Here is a 17214-nt window from a genome sequence, read left to right as displayed (position 1 = left end):
CAATGCGGGTGTAGTTTAGTGGTAAAATACAAGCTTCCCAAGCTTGAGTCGCGAGTCCGATTCTCGTCACCCGCTTAACATCCAAATCGGTTGACTAGTAACGCTGAGATCAGGTTACTAGTTTTTTTATGCCATTTTTTAGAGGAGTCCTCAAAATGTTAGCTTTTAAAACGATTCAGTTTGATCAATTAACGCCGCGACAACTGCAAGCAATTTATAAATTGCGTGTTCAAATTTTCGTTGTTGAACAAAATTGTGCCTACCAAGATGTTGATGATACGGATTTAACGGCAAGCCATTTGATGGGAACCGCTGCTAATGGACAACTCGTTGCCTATGCCAGATTAATGAAAGAACCCGATGATCAAGCACGGTTCGGGCGAATTGTGGTTAGTGCCGCAGCGCGTGGCAACGGCAATGGTCAAGCCCTAATCCGAGCCGCCATCGCTGAAATTCAACGGTTATGGCCGGCCACGACACAGATTAATATTCAGGCACAACATTATTTAGATCGTTTTTACCGGTCATTTGGATTCAAACCAGTTTCGGCAGTTTATTTGGAAGATGGGATTCCACATCAAGATATGATCTTAAAACTTTAGTGCCAAGAAAGTTTTCTAACTTAAATCACAGCCTAAATGCGCCGACACTAACTTGTGCCGGCGTTATTTGGTTGTGATTGCATGCTTAAGACCAACCGAAAGTGGTTGATTATGAGGCTGTTTTCCCACAAACTTGTTAGCGCTTTAATTATCAACAATTTGGAAGTCATCTTGTTAGGCCTAATGGGTAAATTATGCTATATTTGAAGTCGTTTTGTCACTGAAGCCGACTACGAGGAGGGCACAATGTCTAATTCTGATTTTATTGAAATTGTCAATGACCGGGAGAATAATCTCAAAAATGTGAGTTTACGGATTCCTAAAAATAAGTTGACGGTTTTCACTGGTGTTTCTGGGTCTGGAAAATCATCAATTGTGTTTGATACGATTGCACAGGAAGCCGGGCGTCAATTAAATAGTACTTATGATGCCTTTACTCGTTTGTATTTGCCAAAATACCATCGTCCGGATGTCGATGAGGTGCATAATTTGTCGACAGCAATTGTGATCGACCAAAAACCAATTGGTGGTAATGCACGGTCGACTTTAGGCACGGTGACAGATATTAATTCGATTTTGAGAATTTTATTTTCTCGGTTTGGTCAGCCGCATTATGGGACTTCAAGTGATGCCTTTTCATTCAATTCACCAACCGGGATGTGTCCGACTTGTGAAGGAATCGGTCAGACGTACGTGGTTAACCGCGCGGCAATTATTGATCAGACGAAGTCGCTTAATGACGGGGCAATTCAGTTGCCCGGCTACGGTAAGACGACGTTTATGTTTAAGCTATTAGCTGCCACGGACTGGTTTGATTTGGATAAACCGATTGTTGACTACGATGCGACTGAATTAGACCACTTATTAAATGGTGAGAAAAAAGTGACCGTTCAGTATAAAAATTCTGTTTTAGACGTTAACTTTGAAGGGGTCGAGCAAGGGTTTTATCGGCAAAACTTAAAAGTTGGCAAGGGCGTCAGTGAGAGCGCACGTAAACGAATTCAAAAATTTGCGATTATGGCGGCTTGTCCAGATTGTCAAGGTAAACGTTATCGTCCAGAAGTTTTAGCCACTAAAATTAATGGGTATAATATTTTTGAGTTGACTGAGATGCAACTGACGGATCTACAACAAACTTTGACGAGCTTTACCTTACCAGGCATGAGTAATTTGGTAGCCGAGGTACAGGCGCGTGTTGGTGGCTTAATTGATATTGGCCTGGACTATTTGAGCTTAACCCGTGAAACGACGACGCTTTCCGGTGGCGAATCGCAACGTGTGAAAACAGTCAAATATTTATCCAATAGTTTGACGAATTTACTCTATATTTTGGATGAACCAAGTACTGGGTTGCATCCGCGTGATGTTCATCGATTAAATGAGTTGCTGCTGAAATTGCGTGATAATGGTAATACCGTCTTGGTCGTCGAACATGATCCTGATGTCATCAAAATCGCCGATTATATTGTTGATATGGGTCCTAAAGCTGGGGTGCATGGCGGCGAAGTTACCTTTACAGGGACCTATTCGGAGCTGCTTGCTTCAAAGACGTTAACCGGTCGTTACCTTAACCGACATTTGCCGATTAAGCAAGCGCCCCGGCAACCGCAAGACTTTTTAGTCAGCCAACCTAGTGAGCGGCATAACTTAAAAGCAGCGGTGTTGAAGGTGCCCAAAGGTTTGTTTACGGTAGTGACTGGTGTTGCAGGTTCTGGCAAGAGTACCTTGGTCGAACAGGTTTTTGCCAAAGAGCATCCGGAAGCCATTCAGATTACACAATCGGGACTGCATGCGAATAGTCGGTCAAATGCCGCCACTTATCTAGGCGTCTTGGGCGATATTCGGAAGTTATTAGCGACAGCCAATGATGTTAGCGACAGTTTATTTAGTGCTAATTCCAAAGGCGCCTGTCCAAAATGCGCCGGCAAGGGTGTTTTAGAATTAAATCTCTCATTTATGGAAAATGCGACAATTACTTGTCCACTTTGCCACGGTGGGCGGTTTGATTCAGCAGTTTTAAACTACCGTTATCAAGATAAAAATATTCAAGAAATTATGGCGTTGTCGATTGAAGATGCGGTGAGCTTCTTTGGCGGCACGAAGATTGCCAGCAAGTTGAAACATTTGCAAACCGTTGGCTTAGCCTATATTACGCTAGGACAACCGCTGAGTACGTTATCTGGTGGTGAAGGGCAACGACTGAAAATTGCGAAGGAATTGACGCGACATGGTCAATTGTATATTTTAGACGAACCGACCACCGGGCTACATCCCTCTGACATTGAATTAATTATTGGAATTATTAATAATTTGGTTGATCGCGGTAATACGGTCATTGTCATTGAACATAATTTAGACTTGATGCGTTGTGCGGATTGGTTGATTGATATTGGTCCTGACGGCGGTGAAAATGGCGGTCAGGTATTATATGAAGGGCCAGTTGCCGGGATTAAGGCGGTCAAAAATTCAGTCACCAGTCAGTATTTATGAGTGTAGTGGGGCCTGAGTTTCATTAGCAGTTGCTGTTTTTTTACACGCACGGTCGTAAATTAGTAAACTGGTTTTACAAAATCGTTTTCGGCATAAGCTGTAAACGATTTTTTTGTAGCCGCAATTGATTGAACTCGGATAAGTGAGCGTTACACTTAAATCAACAATAAAGCTCGTCGGAGGGGATAACTGATGACTAGAAGAACCCAAGTGATGACAACAACCGAGATGCAGACTTTGGTGGCACAGCTCAGAATGGTGGGGACGGCTGTGAATCCAGCGCCCATTGTACAATTGAAAATTAGTTTTAAAACTGTTGAGACGGTCTCGATACCAGGAACGGCGATCAGCCGATTGGTGATTGTGCAAGGAAAACAAACGACGGAAAAGCCGTGTTTGGCCGGCTTCGATTTAATACTCAAAACGGAACAGCTTTCCACAGCGACCAATGACCGGCTGCAGAAGAATGCGGATATTGTGACATTAACGGTGATTACGCAACATCAAACCGTTGATTATGACATACCATGGTCACCGTTGTCTGCCGGCCTTTTCGAGAATGTGGCTCAGTTTTGGACGGTCACTTCGGGACAACTTGAAATTGCCACGAAGATCAGACGATTTTATGACTGGCACGAAATTTTAGTAGCTGCAGCTAACTCGGTTGTTCTGCAAAAAATGGCGGTGACATTGTCAGCTAAGACCAGTTATTCTGAGAATGAGTGTGTTGTGCTGCTTCAAACGATCATCACAGCTATGCAATCGGAACGAGCCGAGGTGGGTTCAACTGCTTATTTAGTCGTCCAGCATGCGCCAACGAATTCGGCCGAGTGGATAACCGTGATTTGCCAACCAGATGGGGCTGGGACTACTGGTCATGACGTTGTTGAGCTTGAAACTATTTCGAATGCCCAATTGTTGGCGATGCCAGTACGGGTGGCGGCGTCAACGGCTCAATTTTGGGAAGGTCTAGCTTGGTTGTTTTATCGGCGCTCATTGGACCGCATGACTGAAACGACAAGTCGATGAGACGATAAATCAGCATAAGCGGATGCAATGCCAGATATCACAAGGTTAATGTAAAATTTTTCTCAGTAGGAAGATTGGTTGATAAAGAAGCGCCAGTCTTCTCTAATTATGTTAATACACATCAAATAGCGCGAATCAATCTTTCATAGAAAAAGGTTAGCTATTCAATTTGGCAATTACGACGTTGTAAGTTTCTTTGTGCCTGTATCAACTACTGGCATGTAGACAGACGAACATTGACTATTCTATTGGCGACGATTACTTTTGAATGTTGATTTGTTCAGCAGTTGGACATCTAGTTAAGTTTTTTTGGGGGGAACTGGTTAATCAAAATAATGCACCTTTTTAGCCGTGAGGGGGTTTCGTTTGGGGCTCAGCCGTGGCATTTGACTTAGCGCGGTGGGTTGATCCGCGGTTAGTCAAAAACCAGCTTTTGAGACCGCCTTTTGGCTCAAAAATGGTTCATGGCGTTCCAGCCCCAAACGAAGCCCCCGGTAGGCGGAAATCAGCACTAGTCGTTAATCAATTGCCGAGTTGGAATTTGGATGAAAGCATTAACGGTAATGAATTTAGAGAGAACAGAGAAGAACTTGGCACATACTATCGCGAGACATGACTAGTCAAAATCGGTGAACTCTGTTATACTAACGCTTGTTTAAAACTCGTCTAATGAGAAAGAAAAGTAAGTCAGTTAACCTGTAAAGCAAGTCTGGGATGATGAGAGCCAGATCAGTAACCTGAGTGAAGCGCGCTTTTGAAGACAACCAGATAAATAATAAGTGGATATTATATCAATTAGAGTGGTACCGCGGGAATTCTCGTCTCTTACAAGTTTTAGGACTATGTAGGGGACTTTTTTTGTCCAATGACCATCGTGAAAAATTAGGAGGAAAATATGGATTACAAACAACAAGTTGCGGATGTCTTAGCACCAGCCTTGCCAGAATTGGCAATGGCCGACATTTTAGCCAAAATCGAACAACCTAAAACGTCAAAACAAGGGGACTTAGCTTTCCCAACGTTTGCATTAGCTAAAATCATGCATCGCGCTCCCCAGATGATTGCGGGCGATGTGGTTGAAAAAATTGATCAAACGAATTTTGAAAAAGTTGTGGCAATGGGACCTTACGTCAACTTTTTCTTCAAGAAAGCTGATTTTTCAGCCGATATTTTAGCTCAAATTATGATGGATGGCGCGCATTTTGGTGATGCCAAATTGGGCAATGCCGGGCAAGTGCCAATTGACATGTCGTCTCCTAACATTGCCAAACCAATTTCGATGGGACATTTGCGGTCGACAGTGATCGGGAATTCGCTGGCAAATATTTTATCAAAGATTGACTACAAGCCAGTTAAAATCAATCATTTAGGTGATTGGGGCACCCAATTTGGTAAGTTGATTACGGCTTACAAGATGTGGGGAAGTGAGGCCGAAGTTAAGGCCGACCCCATCAATAATTTGCTGAAATATTATGTGCGTTTTCATAAGGAAGATGTTGATCATCCAGAAATGGACGATGAAGCACGTGATTGGTTCAAAAAGTTGGAAAATGGCGATGAAGAAGCCTTGGCCTTATGGAAATGGTTCCGTTCAGAATCATTGAAGGCGTTCCAAAAAATCTATCAACGCTTAGATATCCAATTCGATTCATTTAATGGGGAAGCCTTTTATAATGATAAAATGGCCGAAATCGTTGATATTTTGGAATCAAAGAATTTATTGCATGAAAGCCAAGGGGCCGAAGTCGTTGATTTAAGTAAATATGATTTGAATCCGGCATTGATTAAAAAATCTGATGGTGCGACCTTGTATATTACACGTGACTTGGCTGCCGCGGTTTATCGGAAACGGACTTATGATTTTGTGCAATCGTTGTACGTCGTCGGTAATGAACAAACCAATCACTTCAAGCAATTAAAAGCCGTTTTAACTGAAATGGGCTTTGATTGGGCAGACGAAATTCATCATATTCCATTTGGGTTGATCACGTCTAACGGGAAAAAGTTGTCAACGCGAAGTGGTCGGGTCATCTTATTGGATAAAGTTTTGGATGATGCTGTAACCTTGGCACACCAACAAATTGATCAAAAGAATCCAGACTTGGCAAACAAGGATGCAGTTGCGGATGCCGTTGGGATTGGCGCCGTGGTCTTCCATGATTTGAAGAATGAACGGATGAACAGTTTTGACTTCAACTTGGAAGAAGTTGTTCGTTTTGAAGGTGAAACGGGTCCGTATGTCCAATATGCCCATGCGCGGGCTGAAAGTATTTTGCGTAAGGCCGGCAGTCCTAAATTGACAGCCGCTAATCAGCAGTTAAGTGATCCCGCAGCTTGGGACACGTTGAAATTGTTGAGTGAATTCCCAGCGACAATTGTGCGGGCAAGTGAGGCGTATGAACCGTCGATCATAGCAAAATATGCCATTCATTTGGCCAAAGCCTTTAATAAATATTATGGTAATACTAAGATTTTAGTTGAAGATGATGACTTGAACGCGCGCTTAGCGTTAGTTCAGAGTGTCAGCATTGTCTTGAAAGAAGCGTTGCGTCTATTAGGCGTTAAAGCACCTGACGAAATGTAATTAATGAGGACGGCTAGTGACTTACAATCTGTAAGTTGTTGGCCGTTTTTGTTTGGCAACTTTCAAGACTAAAACGCTGACAACCACTTTGCCAGCATCGCGTGCTAAGCTGGCGATAAGTTATGGGACGCTGACAAGAGTGGGGGCATACTATGAGTTATTTAAGTTTAGATGATATTCATAAATCATATTATATTGGCAAAACGGCTTATCCAGTTTTAAAAAGAATCAGTCTAAATTTTGAACTAGGTGAATTTGTGACAATTCTTGGTGAATCTGGTGGGGGCAAATCGACACTAATGAATATCATTGGCGGATTGGATCGCGACTTTGACGGCACGGTTAGTGTGCAAGATCAGCCCTTGGATCATCGTCATGATCGACAACTTGACCAGTATCGACGTGAAACGGTTGGCTACATTTATCAAGCCTATAATTTAATTAGTCATCTGACCGTTGTAGATAATGTGCTGTTATCGCTTGATATGACCAAGTTGCCGCATGGCGCACGGTTGAAGCGCGCCCGTGGGTTGTTAAATCAAGTTGGGTTATCAGATCAGTTGAAGAAATATCCCAGTCAACTTTCCGGCGGCCAAAAACAGCGAGTTGCCATTGCGCGGGCGTTAGCAAGTGACCCGCAAATTATTATTGCGGATGAGCCCACCGGCGCCTTGGATGCACAAAATACGATTGAAGTTTTAGCACTTTTAAAAAAGATTGCTGCCAATGGTCGACTGGTTATTTGTGTCACGCACTCAGAAACTGTGGCACACGCGGGGACCCGCATCGTCCAGTTGACCGACGGCAAAATTACCGATGATCAAGTGATCCAACCGGTTTCAAAGCCGGTCAGCACGCAACGAACCAAGTTGATGGCCCGGCCCTTGCCGTGGCATATCTCGATGTCAACCGCCTTTAAACATTTACGACATACTTGGAGCTGGAATACGCTAATTGTCTTAGGGACAGCGATTGGGCTATTTGCCGTGATGCTTTTTAATGGTTTGGGAAATGGCTTAAAAGGCTATATCAATCATCAAATTAATTCAATTGTTGATCCGCAATCAATCACCGTCATGCGCTACGTGAATAGTGCTAAAGCCCAAGAGGAACAATTTGCCGCCCAAGCTGATCCTGGCGAAGCGGGCAGTGTTGCCACGCACATGCCGACTTTTTCAACGAGCCAAGTGACAGCCCTGCGTGAGCTGGCACATGTTGTCAAAGTTGAACCTGGGATTGCAGCTAGTGATGCCATGATTACGATTGGTAAAACGAGTTATTCCGCACCACAACTGACGACGTGGACGAGTACTGATCAAGCTTCCAGTTTAAAGGCTGGGCATGTTGCAGGTGACAATCAGATTGTGATTGATAAGCGATCAATTGCCCAGAAATGGTCAACTGAAAATTGGCGAAAACTGATTGGTCAAAAGGTGACGGTTGCTTATCAGACTTTAAATAATCAAAATCAGTTAGTCACGGTTCAACGGCAACTAACTGTCGCTGGTATCGCGGATTCGCCAACTGGTGAGGGCTTAAATGCGGTTAACTATGCGACCATGCAAGCAATGCGCGCAGCGGCTAAAGTCACGACGTTGCCGACGTTTGTGACGGTCAGAATTAATGGCCGTCAACAAAATGAGGCGGTGGTGAGTGCCATTAATCATGTCAAAACCGGCGGCAAAAAGCAGTTTTCAGCCACTAGTATTTCAGCAGCCTTAACGAATGTGAATACTTATGTGAATTTAGCCACGACGATTTTAGCAGCCATTGCCGGAATCTCACTGGTAGTTTCGGCACTGATGATTATTGTGACGATGTTTATGTCTGTGAGTGCACGGATGAAGGAAATTGGCATTTTGCGCTCACTTGGTGAAAGTCGTCGGGACATTCGCCGGCTGTTTACGAGTGAGGCCTTGATGTTGGGTGTCTTGAGTGCCACCTTGGCGACTGGATTAGCTTATTTAATTGGGATGGGCTTAAATCATGTCTTGTATCGAATCGCCAGCTACAATCTGGTTCAAATCAAGCTAACAAATGTGATTAGTATTTTCATCATTGCACTCGTGATTGCTTGGTTAGCCGCAATTTTACCCGCACGTCGAGCCGCTCGATTAAACCCAATCACGGCGTTGGCAAGTGAATAGGGCCAACCAGCCGATACAGACTAATTAACTGGTGCCGCTTCCAGTCGCCACTGATAACATACGGTCGTGGGACCGGATCAAGCCTGAGAAACGTCTTGTCCCTCGCCCGGAACCCTTGCACAAATCGCAAGTGTTCCGGACCGTCCGTGGCGTAACGCCGGCAAAAAACATGCCGACCCAATGCCACCTTCACGGCCGATGCCATCAGCGGCGACTTTCAGCTAATTCAAGTTTTTTTAGGCTAGGTTTAGCGGAGGCACGCCTGAGCGGGATCACCACTAATTGGGAAGTTCCTGTCACCTATATGGCAGTATTTACGAGCCGTTTGATCTTTCAACCTTTAGCTAAATAGGCCAAAAACTGGTGAGTCGCAGTTTAATTCTGTGACTCACCTGTTTTTTATTTTGCCGCGACTAAGGTCGCAATATCAATCTTTTTCATAGCCATCATGGCTTGAATCTGGCCAGGGGTTTGTGTTAAGTCACCCATGTTTTTAGGAACGATTTGCCAAGAAACTCCGAATTGATCCTTAGCCCAGCCACATTGTTCGGCCTCGGAAACTTTTGAGAGCTTGGACCAGTAGTAATCAATCTCGGCCTGATCCGCACATTCGATCGTAAATGAGACAGCTTCGTTAATTCTGAATACGGGGCCACCATCGAGTGCCGTAAATTTTTGACCATCTAGTTTGAAGACGGCTGTCAGAATTTTACCGGCCATGCCAGCAAAGTGGGCATCTAATTCAGCCTCAGGGTAGCGACTAATACTTTCAATTTCAGAATTTGGAAAGACATCAACGTAATAATTAATGGCCGCCTCACAATTGTTGTCAGCAAACCATAAACTCGGCACGATTTTGTTCATAATAACCTCCGATTAGCATAATTGTTTTTCCTGGTGTAGCGAAAAATGAAAACGAATACAAGAATTAGCTCGCATATGGCCGATAAGTATTGTGCTTAGTTTCATATTCAGTTAGCCGAGAAATTTTGTCACCCTCAAAATCAATGACTGAAACGCCATCAAAAGCCGAGACAGTCTGTGTTTTGGCCTTGAAAAACCAAGTGACGACCACGCAATTATCACTGACGGGTAACACGCGTTGAATCTCCCAAGTCAAGACAGTTTGGCTGGCGAGTTGATGGTCAAGCCATTGTTTTAGCTCTGCAATCCCACGATAAGTTGCGCCGTAACACTCGCGGTACACGCAGTCTTTGGTAAAAAAGGTGGTCAACGGCGGAAAGTCCTGCGTGAGCCAGCAGTTAAAATACTGACGAATCAAGGTTTCATTTGCTGTCATTTTATTTACCTCCTGTTGGAAAATTCTGATCAATTAATTGCGTTAGAATTTTGATCCCACGTTCAAAGCGTTCGATAGATTCGTAGGAGAAACTCAGGCGAATATATTGATTGGGCTGGAAATCGTAAATGTTACCCGGATTAAAGAGGACGTTTTGCGCGGTTGCGAGGTCAAATAACTTGGGAATATTAATCCGGTCAGCGAGTCGAATCCAAAGGTAGAAGCCACCGGTTGGCGTTTGCCAAGTGGCGATGCCGTGTCCCCAATAGTTTTGTAAAATGGCTTCTGCCGCAGCGGCTTTTTTAGCCAGGGTCGCGCGAAAATTGGCTTGATAGTTGTCATAATCCGGGTCCGCCAAAATTTCCGCTAGGACGAGCTGTGATAGTGAACTGGCGCCATAGTCGGTTTGCATTCTGACGTCAGTTAAGCGGTCAATGACCGGTTTAGCAGCTACCGTCCAACCAAGTCGCAAGCCAGGCGCTAAGGATTTTGAAATACTCCCAAAATAAATCACGTTGCCGGTCGTGTCCAACGCTTTGAGTGGCTGTGGTGGTTGTTGGTCAAACCAAACGTCTTGATAGGCAGCGTCTTCCAAAATTGGCAGTTGATGGGCTTGTGCATAAGCTAAGACTTGTTGGCGGCGTTCAGTACTCATCACGATCCCGGTCGGATTATTAAAGGTTGGAATCGTATAGATAATCCCCTGTGATTCGGACGCTGGTGGCGTTAACTGCCAGTAAGCCAGTCCTTGATTATCCATTGGGACACCGGACAAGTGCGTATTGGCTGACTGAAAGACTTGCAACGACTTCACATAGGTCGGGGCTTCGGTGTAAATAGTCGCGTTTTTGGGAAACAGTGAGACCGAAACGAGTTGCAGTGCCTGCAACGAGCCCGAGGTAATTAAAATATTTTCGGGCTGAGTCTCAATGCCAACTTTTTCAAGATGGGTCGCAATTTGTTCGCGTAGCGCCAGGATACCAGCCGGTTCAGTGTAGTTGAGACTAGTTAGATTGGCACCAAGTTTGGCAAATGCTTTTTGGAATAAGGCTCGCGGAAACTGTTCAGGGGCGGGTTCGCCGGTACTTAAACGAATGACCGCGTCGGTTTCAAATTGATTGATTTTTTGAATGGCGTGGGTGTTGGGTTTAAATTGACCGGCGTGCACGTATTGAGACCAGTTAACTTGCTCTGCCAGCAAGCTCGACCAATGGTTACCAGAAACTGTCATCCCAGAGCCTTGATTGCTAGTGATGAGGCCAACGGAAACTAATTCGTCGAGCGCGGTGATTAGGGTGCTACGGTTGACGCTAAATTGTGTCGCCAGTTTGCGTTGCGCCGGGAGTTTTGCACCGGTTGGCCAATTACCGTTGGCGATTTCCTGCTGAAAATAATTAATAATTTGTTGATAGATTGGTGTGGCGACCGTTTTATCGGGCTGCCAGTCAATTGTCAATTCAGTCATATGAGCGCTTCCTTTTAAATGGTTGGGATGGAAAACTAGAATTGGTTGGGGACAATTAGTCTTGCCTCTATTATAATCATCTCATGATTTAAAGCCAGATAAGTGATGTGAAATTGTGAGTCGCTTAATTGGTTGGATAGGAGTTGGCAATTGATGGCTGTATTTTTACAAGGATTATTATTCGGGGTGGCGTACATTGCGCCGATTGGCATGCAGAACTTATTTGTTGTTTCAACGGCAATTGAACAGCCCTTGAAACGGGCCTTACAAGTGGCACTGATTGTGATATTTTTTGATACCTCATTATCATTAGCGTGTTTTTATGGGGTTGGCAAGTTATTGCAAACAACGCCATGGCTAGAATTAGCGGTATTGTTAGTTGGAAGCTTACTGGTGTTTTACATTGGTTGGGGGTTAGTTCGTCAAAAAGAAGTCGCGATGGGCACGATGGCCACGGCTTTTTCGTATAAAGCGACGATCATCACGGCGTTTTCAGTTGCTTGGTTGAATCCGCAAGCGTTGATTGATGGTTCGGTCTTATTAGGCGCGTTTCGCGTGTCATTACCCGCTGGCTTAACTCACTTTTTTATGTTGGGGGTCATTATTGCGTCAATAATTTGGTTTATTGGCCTAACGGGTTTGATTAGTAAATTTAAGCATTTAATGCAACCCAAAGTTTTACTCTGGGTCAATCGAATTTGTGGTATCGTCATTATTTTGTATGGTGTAAAGTTGTTGGCGACTTTTGTCACGAAAATATAGTTGCAGACGTGCGTCACAATCGGTATGCTAGTCGTATTGGATTTTTTTAGCTGAAACTTTAGCTAATTATGTAGAAGGGAACGATTAGTGTATGGAAATTGCCGGTTTTGGCGTAGAGGCCTGGTTAAATGAAAATGAAAGAAAGGCAACCACCGACATCAGTCAAAGTTCAATTGCAGCCTTAACAATGCAAGAAGTGGTCGATTTAGATGGACAGCATGGACAGCAATTTTATCAACAGTTAATGCAATCACGTTTAGATTACGGCTGGATTGAAGGATCACCAAAGTTTAAAACCTTGGTCAGTGGCTTGTACGAGCATGTGCCGGCAGCCAATGTCTTGCAAACCAATGGGGCAACTGGGGCCAATCATCTGGCGATCTACAGTTTGGTTAATCCCGGCGACCATGTCATTGCGTTGTATCCTAGTTATCAGCAGTTGTATGATATCCCTAAATCACTTGGGGCGACGGTTGATTATTGGCATATACAAGAATCCAAACAGTGGCAACCAGACATCGCGGAGCTCCGACAATTGATGCGGCCAGACACTAAGATGATTTTGCTGAATAATGCCGTTAATCCAACCGGGAGTTTATTGGATGCTGAACTGTTGAAACAGGTCGTGGCACTGGCGCGAGAAGTCGGTGCGTATGTCTTAGCGGATGAAGTTTATGAGCCGTTGGATGGTACGCCCTTTGTGTCAATTGCAGATCTGTATGAAAAAGGGATTGCTGTGAACAGCTTATCAAAAACCTATTCGGCACCGGGTGTGCGGATTGGTTGGACGGCGACACAATCGGCCACTTTGACTGAGCGCTTTCGAAAATATCGGGACTATACGATGATTTGTGGTGGTGTGTTCAATGATCAACTGGCGGTACTTATTTTGCAACACCGTGCAGAAATTCTACAACGCAATCGTGAAATTGTTAAGCGCAATCTTAAAATTTATACTGATTGGGTGACGCAAGAACCCCGTGCAAGCCTGATTGTGCCGCATGGCATTTCGGTGTCTTGTTTGAAACTTGATCTGCCGGTAGATGACGAAACCTTTTGTCGCCAGTTGCTTGCTGAGACGGGCGTCTTACTCGTCCCGGGCTCACGGTTTGACTTACCTGGACATGTCCGCTTAGGGTATTGCACCCAGACGGAAATTTTAGTCCGTGGCCTAACAAAATTAAAGGCCTTTTTACGGCAATATGATGCTTAAAAATTTATAGTTATGCAATTTATCAGTCGATTTATACAAACGTCTTCGGACTAAATCGGCTTTTTTGCGTTGAATCGTAGTTTACGGAGTGAATATTTGCTATAATAGGCTCATAATTTATCAGGGGAGGTTTCGCGAATGAAGAAGACTGATCGGCAAGCGGCAATTGAACAATTGATCAACCAGGTTCCGATTGCCACACAAGAAGAGTTAATGGCGCGTTTAAAGGCTGAGGGCATTGCCGCGACGCAGGCCACGATTTCGCGAGATATCCGTGAAATGCAGATTGTCAAATCGCCAGATGACAACGGGCATGCGCGTTATACGATATTCAAAGCTAGCAATCAAAATGAGCAAGATCGGCTATTTGAAAATCTGCATGATGTTGTGACCGGCGTTGATCGCGTCGAATTTATGACGATTATTCACACATTGCCTAGCAACGGGAATTTGTTAGCAGCAATCATTGACGATTTAAACTTGCCAGAAGTGAGTGGCACCTTAGCTGGACACGATACAATTTTCATTGTGAGTCCAAGTGTGGAAGTGGCTAAGTCCTTACATACGTTGTTAATGGCGCATGTTCAAACTGACGAAGAATTATAGGCTTATAAAGACACTTTGCGGGTGTCTTTTTTGCATTCGGCCTAAGTTCACGGTATAGTGAACCTATCTAATAAATCACAGTGGGAGGTGTTTTTTCATGAAGTATACAAAGAAACAAGCCGAGCGTAAAAATCAAAAGCAACGCGATGCGACTTTTGAAAAATTTAAGAAACAGCAAAATGAATTAAATGCCAATCGTCGCGGTGTGCGACGTAAATAAGCCTGGGGACAATTTAGTCTCGGGCTTTTTTAGTCTGGTCGGTTATTTTTGAAGATTTGGTCAAGGTTTCGTTCCGTCACTTGGTTTAATCGGATTTATGATACAATAAATCCAACGATTAAGACAGGTAAGCGGCAATCACAGCTGAACGACGATGCCAGCTGGTGAAGTTAGTGCTGATTACTGAACAAGGGGAAGATTATGCAAAAAAATGGTTTTTGGGCCACAATCAAAGATGGCCTCGGCGTCGTTGGTCAGTGGTTAAAGCCTTACTGGCAACGATTTTCTGCCGTTTTTGGCCGTCAGTGGCATCGACTACAACTGACGAGATGGTTAATCATCGCCGTCTTGAGTTTGATCTTAGTGGTTAGTGCTTATTTGACGTTTGAGGCTAAAACGGCGAAGGTCAGTAACTTACAGGCTGAATTAGAGAAAACGACTGAGATTTATGATAAAGATAATAAAAAAGCGGGTTCGCTGTATTCACAAAAAGGAACCTATGTCCATCTGAGTTCAATTTCGACGAATTTACAAAATGCGGTGATTTCGACTGAAGATCGTAATTTTTATAGTGAGCATGGGTTTTCAGTCAAAGGTATCGGCCGTGCTGGGTTGTTATTTATTATGAATAAAGTGCTGCGTCGCAATTATATTAGTGGTGGCGGGAGTACCTTGACACAGCAGTTAGTCAAGAATGCTTATTTAACGCAACAACAAACCTTCACCCGTAAGTTACGAGAAATCTTCTTATCAATTGAAGTTGAAAATGTTTACAGCAAGTCCCAAATCCTCGCCATGTATTTGAATAATGCGTACTTCGGCCATGGTGTCTGGGGGGCCGAAGATGCGGCCGAACGTTATTTTGGGGTGCATGCCTCTGAATTGAGCGTTGATCAAGCCGCAACGATCGCCGGGATGTTGAGCTCACCAAGTGGCTACGATCCGATTAACCATCCAGCCGCTTCGACCAAGCGCCGAAATATTGTTCTGAATAATATGGTCAATAATAAGAAGTTAAGTCAAAGTGAGTATAATTTATACTCGAAGAAAGCCATGACATTGTCAGATAATTATCATTATGATAGTGGCTATAATTATCCTTATTACTTTGATGCGGTCATTAGTGAAGCAATTAAAAAATATGGCTTGACCGAATCAGAAATTATGAACCGTGGTTATAAGATTTATACATCCTTAAATCAGGATGATCAAACACAAATGCAAAATTCTTTCAAGAATAGCAGTTTATTCCCGGCAGATGCTGATGATGGCACTAAGGTTCAGGGGGCTTCCATTGCGGTTGATCCGACAACTGGTGGCGTCTTGGCCGTGGTTGGGGGGCGTGGGACGCATGTCTTCCGTGGCATTAACCGCGCCACTCAAATTTCACGCCAACCAGGTTCGACAATTAAGCCGTTAGCAGTTTATACACCAGCGTTAGAGAGTGGTTATACTTATGACTCGCAACTCTCGAACAAGGAACAGACCTTTGGCGGAAACAAGTATGCGCCGAAGAATTACAATGCGGTTTATTCAACTGAAGTGCCAATGTACACGGCGCTGGCGCAAAGTATTAATATTCCAGCCGTTTGGTTGTTGAATAAAATTGGCGTAAACAAAGGCTACAAGTCGGTTAAAAAATTTGGCCTGACGGTTGGTAAAAAAGATGACAATTTGGCCTTGGCCTTAGGTGGCCTGACGACTGGGGTATCACCCGAAGAAATGACGAGTGCCTATACGGCGTTTGCCAATGGTGGGAATAAGACAACCTCTCATTTTATTACTAAAATTGTGGATGCCAGTGGTAAGACGATTGTAGATAATACCGCTACGAAATCCAAGCGAATCATGTCGGCGAGCGTTGCTAAAGAGATGACCAGCATGATGTTGGGTGTTTACAATAGTGGGACTGGGGCCGCTGCTAAGCCATACGGTTATACGATTGCTGGGAAGACTGGGAGTACTCAGGCGGATTATTCAACTGGTTCAGGGACGAAAGACCAGTGGATGATTGCGTACACGCCGGATGTGGTTGTTACGACTTGGATTGGGTTTGATAATACGAACAGCACGCATTACTTGAAGAGTTTGTCGGAAAATCAACTCTCGGCACTCTTCAAGCATGAAATGGGTAACATTCTGCCCAATACTAAGGGCACGAGTTTCGATACACAAGATGCGTCGACGCTGGCCCAACAAGGTTCGGATAACAGTTCATCTGGCAGCGGTTCTTCAGTTTGGAACGGTGTGGAAGATGGCGCGAATAAAGTTGGACAAGCGGTTAAAGATACTGCTAAAAATTGGTTCTCACAAGCTAAAAAATTGATTGGGAACTAGTGCTTGTGCTATTCAAGGGCTTTCAAAAATGCTAAAATAATTAGGACACATACTTGAGGAGGAACTTAACCATGGCCGTAAATATTTATGACACTGCAAATACTTTAGAACAACAATTACGTGAAACGAAAGAATTCAAAGAATTAAAAGCAAGCTATGACGCAATGAAGACGAACAAGTCCGCTTTTGATTTGTTTAAAGACTTCCAAGAGATTCAAATGCAATTGTCACAAAAGCAAATGAATGGCGAAGAACTGACGGATGACGAAGTTCAAAAAGCCCACGATTTAGCAGATAAAGTTGGCAATGTCGATGAAATTAAAGCCTTGATGGGTAAGGAACGAAACTTGAATCAGTTAATGAATGATTTAAACCAAATCATCACGAAACCAGTTCAAGAATTATATCGCGACTAATTCAATGAAGGTCCTGAGAGACAATGGCGAAACTTTTCGTGAT

14 protein-coding genes and 1 tRNA gene are annotated in these 17214 nt (G+C 43.9%); 12 read left to right on the top strand and 3 right to left on the bottom strand.

Translation table 11 applies throughout. The annotated features are described in order from the left end of the window. The first annotated feature begins 4 nt into the window (after positions 1 to 4). The 6 genes from FFM74_RS06325 (at position 5) to FFM74_RS06300 (ending at position 8852) form a co-directional block, all read left to right on the top strand. Positions 5 to 75, top strand: a tRNA-Gly gene (locus tag FFM74_RS06325). Between the two features lie 80 nt (positions 76 to 155). Further along, the gene (locus tag FFM74_RS06320) at positions 156 to 602 is read left to right on the top strand and encodes a GNAT family N-acetyltransferase (protein WP_137625786.1); all 447 of its coding nucleotides are present in this window, start codon (positions 156 to 158) and stop codon (positions 600 to 602) included. A 246-nt stretch (positions 603 to 848) separates the two neighbouring features. Next, on the top strand, positions 849 to 3092 hold the full coding sequence (locus FFM74_RS06315) for an ATP-binding cassette domain-containing protein (protein WP_137625785.1): 2244 nt from the start codon (positions 849 to 851) through the stop codon (positions 3090 to 3092). Positions 3093 to 3284: 192 nt separating this feature from the next. Beyond that, positions 3285 to 4121, top strand: a complete 837-nt coding sequence (locus FFM74_RS06310) for a hypothetical protein (RefSeq protein ID WP_137625784.1) — start codon at positions 3285 to 3287, stop codon at positions 4119 to 4121. An 895-nt stretch (positions 4122 to 5016) separates the two neighbouring features. Continuing rightward, positions 5017 to 6705: an arginine--tRNA ligase gene (gene argS / locus FFM74_RS06305; RefSeq protein WP_137625783.1), complete on the top strand. Its 1689-nt coding sequence runs from the start codon at positions 5017 to 5019 to the stop codon at positions 6703 to 6705. A gap of 152 nt (positions 6706 to 6857) precedes the next feature. Continuing rightward, positions 6858 to 8852: an ABC transporter ATP-binding protein/permease gene (locus FFM74_RS06300; protein WP_137625782.1), complete on the top strand. Its 1995-nt coding sequence runs from the start codon at positions 6858 to 6860 to the stop codon at positions 8850 to 8852. A gap of 399 nt (positions 8853 to 9251) precedes the next feature. On the opposite strand, the gene FFM74_RS06295 is transcribed toward FFM74_RS06300, so the two are convergent. From FFM74_RS06295 to FFM74_RS06285, 3 genes are all read right to left on the bottom strand, one after another. After that, positions 9252 to 9716, bottom strand: a complete 465-nt coding sequence (locus FFM74_RS06295) for a VOC family protein (protein ID WP_137625781.1) — start codon at positions 9714 to 9716, stop codon at positions 9252 to 9254. A gap of 64 nt (positions 9717 to 9780) precedes the next feature. Continuing rightward, on the bottom strand, positions 9781 to 10152 hold the full coding sequence (locus FFM74_RS06290; RefSeq protein ID WP_137625780.1) for a nuclear transport factor 2 family protein: 372 nt from the start codon (positions 10150 to 10152) through the stop codon (positions 9781 to 9783). A 1-nt stretch (position 10153) separates the two neighbouring features. Further along, positions 10154 to 11617, bottom strand: a complete 1464-nt coding sequence (locus FFM74_RS06285) for an aminotransferase-like domain-containing protein (protein ID WP_137625779.1) — start codon at positions 11615 to 11617, stop codon at positions 10154 to 10156. 153 nt (positions 11618 to 11770) lie between these two features. Here FFM74_RS06285 and FFM74_RS06280 point away from each other — a divergent pair, with 153 nt between their 5' ends. The 6 genes from FFM74_RS06280 (at position 11771) to FFM74_RS06255 (ending at position 17171) form a co-directional block, all read left to right on the top strand. Next, positions 11771 to 12379 (top strand): LysE/ArgO family amino acid transporter, encoded by a 609-nt coding sequence (locus FFM74_RS06280; protein WP_137625778.1) that lies wholly within the window; start codon positions 11771 to 11773, stop codon positions 12377 to 12379. 91 nt (positions 12380 to 12470) lie between these two features. Continuing rightward, positions 12471 to 13592 (top strand): aminotransferase, encoded by a 1122-nt coding sequence (locus FFM74_RS06275; RefSeq protein ID WP_137625777.1) that lies wholly within the window; start codon positions 12471 to 12473, stop codon positions 13590 to 13592. Between the two features lie 138 nt (positions 13593 to 13730). Then, positions 13731 to 14198, top strand: coding sequence for an arginine repressor (gene argR / locus FFM74_RS06270; protein ID WP_137625776.1), 468 nt, complete (start codon positions 13731 to 13733; stop codon positions 14196 to 14198). Positions 14199 to 14295: 97 nt separating this feature from the next. Further along, positions 14296 to 14418, top strand: coding sequence for a hypothetical protein (locus FFM74_RS13840; RefSeq protein WP_137607394.1), 123 nt, complete (start codon positions 14296 to 14298; stop codon positions 14416 to 14418). Between the two features lie 201 nt (positions 14419 to 14619). Beyond that, entirely contained in the window at positions 14620 to 16755 is a 2136-nt protein-coding gene (locus FFM74_RS06260; protein ID WP_137625775.1) for a transglycosylase domain-containing protein, read from the top strand. Positions 16756 to 16826: 71 nt separating this feature from the next. Then, positions 16827 to 17171, top strand: a complete 345-nt coding sequence (locus FFM74_RS06255) for a YlbF/YmcA family competence regulator (protein ID WP_137625774.1) — start codon at positions 16827 to 16829, stop codon at positions 17169 to 17171. Positions 17172 to 17214 lie beyond the last annotated feature (43 nt).

The sequence above is a fragment of the Lactiplantibacillus pingfangensis genome (assembly GCF_005404945.1).
Classification (GTDB): Bacteria; Bacillota; Bacilli; order Lactobacillales; family Lactobacillaceae; genus Lactiplantibacillus; species Lactiplantibacillus pingfangensis.
Note: the sequence above shows the minus strand (reverse complement) of the source record. Positions and strands in the feature narration are given on the sequence as shown.